Source organism: Halomonas sp. BC04, from assembly GCF_000568385.1.
This window is the reverse complement of the sequence record NZ_AZQX01000305.1, coordinates 1-5,104: the sequence shown is the minus strand read 5'-3', so window position 1 is coordinate 5,104 and position 5,104 is coordinate 1. Positions and strand designations below refer to the sequence as shown.

5 protein-coding genes are annotated in these 5,104 nt (G+C 63.0%); 3 read left to right on the top strand and 2 right to left on the bottom strand.

Annotated features, from left to right (window positions below; genetic code table 11):
- Nucleotides 1–589: FAD-dependent monooxygenase (locus Q427_RS20860; protein ID WP_043517031.1), on the bottom strand; the 589-nt coding region annotated here is incomplete at its 3' end.
- Between the two features lie 92 nt (nucleotides 590–681).
- The gene (locus Q427_RS20855; protein ID WP_043517029.1) at nucleotides 682–1,650 is read right to left on the bottom strand and encodes an MBL fold metallo-hydrolase; all 969 of its coding nucleotides are present in this window, start codon (nucleotides 1,648–1,650) and stop codon (nucleotides 682–684) included.
- Between the two features lie 373 nt (nucleotides 1,651–2,023).
- Between Q427_RS20855 and Q427_RS20850 the strand changes: the two genes are divergently transcribed.
- The 3 genes from Q427_RS20850 to Q427_RS20840 are packed head-to-tail and all read left to right on the top strand — an operon-like array spanning nucleotide 2,024 to nucleotide 4,947.
- Nucleotides 2,024–3,079: a TRAP transporter substrate-binding protein gene (locus Q427_RS20850; protein WP_043517028.1), complete on the top strand. Its 1,056-nt coding sequence runs from the start codon at nucleotides 2,024–2,026 to the stop codon at nucleotides 3,077–3,079.
- Nucleotides 3,080–3,103: 24 nt separating this feature from the next.
- The gene (locus Q427_RS20845) at nucleotides 3,104–3,655 is read left to right on the top strand and encodes a TRAP transporter small permease (RefSeq protein WP_051496567.1); all 552 of its coding nucleotides are present in this window, start codon (nucleotides 3,104–3,106) and stop codon (nucleotides 3,653–3,655) included.
- Nucleotides 3,652–4,947, top strand: coding sequence for a TRAP transporter large permease (locus tag Q427_RS20840; protein ID WP_043517026.1), 1,296 nt, complete (start codon nucleotides 3,652–3,654; stop codon nucleotides 4,945–4,947). The genes Q427_RS20845 and Q427_RS20840 overlap by 4 nt, the downstream gene beginning before the upstream one ends.
- The last annotated feature ends 157 nt before the right edge of the window (nucleotides 4,948–5,104 follow it).

The following is a 5,104-nucleotide window of genomic DNA, read 5'->3' as shown; positions in this document are numbered from 1 at the left end:
CAAGGCCGAGCTGATCACGGATCTTGCTGTTGGCACCGTCGGCCACCAGCAGGTAGTCGCAGGTCAGGCGATAGTCGCCGTCTTCCGTGCTGACCAGCACCTCGCTGCGCTCGGGGCGGCTGTCGACCTCGGTCACCTTGTGCTTCCAGCGCAGGTCGATCCGCTCGGCGAGCTCGTCGGCGCGATCGACCAGATACTCCTCGAAGTAGTACTGCTGCAGGTTGATGAAGGCCGGCATGCGGTGGCCCTCTTCCGGCAGCAGGTTGAAGTCGTAGACTTCCCGCTCCTTGAAGAACACCCGGCCGTGCTGCCAGGTCACGCCCTTGTCGATCATCGGCTGGCCACAGCCCAGGCGATCGAGGATCTCCAGGGTACGCTTGGCGAAGCAGATGGCGCGTGAGCCGACGCTGACGGTGTTGTTGTCATCGAGCACGACGCAGTCGATGTCCTGCTGGGCCAGGTCGATGGCCATGGCCAGGCCGGTGGGGCCGGCGCCGACGATCACCACCGGGCAGTGGCGCACGTCATCGCGGTCGAGTTCCGGTGGGCGTCGATACGGGTAGACGGGATTCTTGTAGGTAGATGGCATGCTTCCTCCGACCGCGGCAGGTCGGACCCTGGGTCGACCTGCCGCAGGCGCCGCTAGCCGGATAAGGCTTCGGCGAGGTTGGTAGTAATGTCTTACTGTTTCTCGACCACTTCCTGCAGCGAGTGCCACATGGCGGTGTCGCGCTCGGCGGTCCAGATCCGCGGATCCGGGTACTCGCCGCCCGCCTCGTCATAGCAGCGGGTGATGTCGAAGGGTACGCAGTGATCGAAGATCACCCAGTGGCCGTACTTTGGCTTGAGCAGGGCGTAGGTCTCGGCATAGCACTCGGAAAGCGGCTTGCCGGCCGCCTTGCCCGCCTTGACGCTTTCATACATGTCATTGAGGAAGTCGCGGGTACCCTGGATCGCTTCCTGGCACTGCTCGGGGGTTTGCAGCGCCTCGCCGCGCCCCGGTACCAGCTTCTGCGGGGCCATCGCCTGCAGGCGGTCGAGGGTGGCCGGCCAGTATTCGTGATAGGCGTCGCCGGTGTAGGGGGTGGCGCCATATTCGACCAGGTCTCCGGAGAACATCACCTTCTCCTCGGGCAGCCAGACGATGGTGTCGCCCTTGGTGTGGCCGCGTCCCAGGTGGATGATGCGCACCTCGCGCTTGCCCATGTAGACCGTCAGCTCCTCCTTGAAGACGATGTTGGGCCAGGTCAGGCCGGGTACGGAGTCGACGCCCTTGAACAGGCGGGGGAAGCGGCCGACCTCGGACTCATAGTCCTGCTGGCCGCGCTCGACGATCAGGTCGTAGGTGTGCTGGCTGGCGTAGATGTTCTCGGGGTCGTAGGCGGAGGCACCCAGCACGCGCACGGCGTGGTAATGGGTCAGAACCACGTGCTTGATCGGCAGGTCGGTGATCTCGCGGATCCGACGGATGACATCCTGAGCCATGATCGGGGTGGCCTGGGTATCGATCACCATCACACTGTCGTCGCCGATGATGACACCGCTATTGGGGTCGCCCTCGGCGGTATAGGCGTAAAGGCCTTCGGCCAGCTTGGTAAAGCTGATCTGCTTCTCTTCGGTATCGGCGTGGGACGCGAATTTCTTGCTCATGGTTCCTCTCCAATGTCTCGTCGGGGGCATCTGGCCAGGTGCACGGGAACAGCCGGTCTCGACCCGATCTGGCGTGTCAGGTTGAACCGAGCATAGTTGCTTTTGAAACTATATGTCCAGCGGTCCCGGAATTGGTTTCACGCCCAGCTGCGAGAGGAATGGCAAAAAATTGCTTAAGATCATGGATTTCTTTGGTTTTTAATACCTAAGTCTAATACGAATTTTCGGCAAATTAGTTGCAGGGGAGAGTAACTGCGGTCATGGTGACAGCGGAGAATACGCAGACTGAAGCTTCTGGCCGACGATTGCCGGAGCCCAGTCGACAGGATCGTAATTCGGCGCATGTCGCCCCGTGACGACGTAGGAGCACAACATGAACAAGACAACTCGCCTGATGGTCGGCGCCGTGGCGGCGCTCGGCCTAGGCTTCGGCACCCCGGTACTGGCCCAGACAACCATCACCGTGAGCACCTGGGGCGGCCCCAATCATGGGGTCAACACCATCGTCTGGCCGACCTGGAAGGCGTGGATCGAAGAGGCCACCGAAGGCCGCGTGACCGTCGATGTCGTGCATGACATGGGGCCTCCAGCGGCACAGATGGAGATCGTTGCCGACGGTATCGCCGACGCCAGCTGGATCTTCCATGCCCACATGGCGGGCCGCTTCCTGGCCACGCAGCTGCCGGAATTCCCCACCTTCGAGGAGTTCTCTTCCGAGGATGCCGCCGCCGCCTACTGGCATACCCATCAGGCGCACCTGGCCCAGGCCAACGAGCACCGTGGCATCGACGTGATGGGCATGGGGGTACACGGCCCGGGTCAGATATTCACCCGTGAGCAGGTCGACAACCTCGACGGCCTTTCCGGCAAGCGCCTGCGTGTCGGTGGCGGTGTGATGAGCGGCCTGGCCGATGCCATGGGCGTGACCGGTGTCGCACTGCCGCCTACCGGCGTCTACGAAGCGGCCTCCCAGGGCGTGGTCGACGGCGCCATGCTGACCCTGGAAAGCCTGCGCAGCTTCCGGGTTGTCGAGGTGGCACCGCACACCCTCACCGTGGATGGCGGCTTCTATCGCGGCAGCTTCGCCATCATCATGAACCCGATGATCTGGGACCAGATATCCGCAGAGGATCGCGAGGCGATCGAAGCGGTTTCCGGTGAGCACCTGTCCCGTCTGTTCGGCTACATGATGGATGTCTCCGACGAGAGCGGCGTGGAGTTCGGCAAGGAGCACGGTGCCACCTTTACCCAGGTACCCGAGGAAGATGTCGAGATGCTGCGCGGCGTGACCGAGGAGCTCATCGCCGAGTGGTCCACCGCCGTGGAAGATCGCGGTGTCGATGCCGATGCCGCACTCGAGCACTTCCGCGAGCAGCTTGCCCTGGCCGCCGAGAGCGAAGGCATCGCCGACCGCGTGGTGCGCCAGTAACGTCCCGGCTAGCGGAGTCTTATCATGCCGACCTCGTCGACACTCTGGTTACGGGTCGGCCGTGTCATGCAGCTGGGGTTGGAGGGGGTGGCGGGCGCCACCCTCTTCGCCATGATGCTGCTGACCACGGCGGACGTGACCGGTCGCTACTTCTTCAATTCGCCGATTCTCGGCACTGTCGAGCTGACTCAGCTGATGCTGGCGGCGGTGGTGTTCCTGTCGCTGCCAGTGGTGTGCTGGCGTGAGGAGCACGTCAGCGTCGACCTGCTCGACACTATCTTTCCGTCCCGCCTGATCTGGATCCGCCAGGTGATCGTCAACTTGATCGTCACTGCTGCCTTGTGGGTGATGGCGCAGCGAGTCTGGGCGCTGGGTGTGCGTGCCATGGAGTGGGGTGACGTGACCGAGTTCCTGCGCATTCCCAACGGGTACCTGATTTTTCTGATTTCCACCATGCTGGCGGTGTCGGCGCTGCTGACGTTGCTGCGAGCCGTGCTCTACTTCCTCGAGGGTATCAATGTGCTCGAGCGCGGTGGTCCGCTCAGTCCTGAGAAAGGCAAGGGAGGCGATAAATGATTGAAGCACTCTACGGGTTCGCCGCCCTGCTGCTGCTGGCGTTCCTGCGTGTGCCGCTGGCCTTTGCCATGGGCATCGTCGGTTTCGGGGGGTTCTACTACCTGACCGGCAACTGGAATGCCGCCGAGGCCATGGCGGCGCGGCGGGTGGTGGATACCGCCATGGACTACGGTCTGTCGGTGATCCCGCTGTTTATCCTCATGGGCAACTTCGTCTCCCATGCGGGGCTGTCGGATGCCCTGTTCCGCGCCTCGAACGGTTTCCTGGGCCACCGCAAGGGCGGCCAGGCCATGGCCACCATCGTCGCCTGCGGCGGCTTCAGCGCCATCTGCGGCTCCAGCCTCGCCACCTGTGCCACCATGGGGCGCGTGGCCATGCCGCAGATGCGCAAGTATGGCTACAAGGACTCGCTGGCTGCGGCCTCCATTGCCGCCGGCGGTACCCTGGGCATCCTGATCCCGCCCAGCGTGATGCTGGTGATCTACGGTATTCTCACCGAGACGAGCATTCGTGAGCTGTTCGCCGCCGGCTTCATTCCCGGCATCCTGGGGGTATTCCTGTACCTTGGCGCTGTAAAGTGGGTCATGTGGCGCGACCCCGAGGCGGGGCCCGCCGGCGAGAAGGTGCCCTGGCCCGAGCGCATGAAGGCACTCAAGAGCGTGGGCAGCACCCTTGGGCTGTTCGTGCTGGTGATCGGCGGTATCTACCTGGGCGTGTTCACCCCCACCGAGGCCGCGGGGATCGGCGCGGCAGGTGCCTTCGTCATCGCCCTGGCGCGGCGTGCGCTGACGCCCCAGGTGTTGATGAACGTGCTGATGGACACGGTGCGGACCACCGCCATGCTGTTTGCCGTGATTCTTACCGCACTGATATTTGCCAACTTCATCAACCGTGCCGGGCTGCCCAGCGACCTGCTGGCCTTCGTCAACGGGCTTGATATCGCGCCCTTCATGGTGATTCTGGTGATACTCGCCATCTACATCCTGCTGGGCTGCGTCTTCGAGAGCATGTCGATGCTGCTGCTCACCGTCCCGGTATTCTTCCCGGTAGTGGCGGGCCTGGGCTATGACCTGGTGTGGTTCGGCATCCTGGTGGTGATCGTGATCGAGATCAGCCTGATCACGCCACCGGTGGGGATGAACGTCTTCGTGCTGCGTGCGGTATTGCCGGACGTGAGCACGGGGACGATCTTTCGTGGCGTGACGCCGTTCTGGGTGGCCGGCATGTTCCGCGCATTGCTGGTGCTGATCTTCCCGGCTATTGTGCTGTTCCTGCCGCAACTGCTCTATTGATTTCTCTATTGGTTTCAGATCTGGCATGGGGTGAGGAGAGCCGCGATGAACATGGAAGATACCCAAGCTGACACCGCCAGGGATGGCGTCGTCGGCACCGAAGGGCCGTCGACAAAGCCGGAGCTGGATCTCAACCAGTTCCTGCCCTATCGACTCA

Excerpts from the sequence above, each read along its gene's own strand:
- Q427_RS20840 (WP_043517026.1), top strand. The coding sequence starts at position 3,652 with ATGATTGAAGCACTCTACGGGTTCGCCGCCCTGCTGCTGCTGGCGTTC.
- Q427_RS20845 (WP_051496567.1), top strand. The coding sequence starts at position 3,104 with ATGCCGACCTCGTCGACACTCTGGTTACGGGTCGGCCGTGTCATGCAG.
- Q427_RS20850 (WP_043517028.1), top strand. The coding sequence starts at position 2,024 with ATGAACAAGACAACTCGCCTGATGGTCGGCGCCGTGGCGGCGCTCGGC.
- Q427_RS20855 (WP_043517029.1), bottom strand. The coding sequence starts at position 1,650 with ATGAGCAAGAAATTCGCGTCCCACGCCGATACCGAAGAGAAGCAGATC.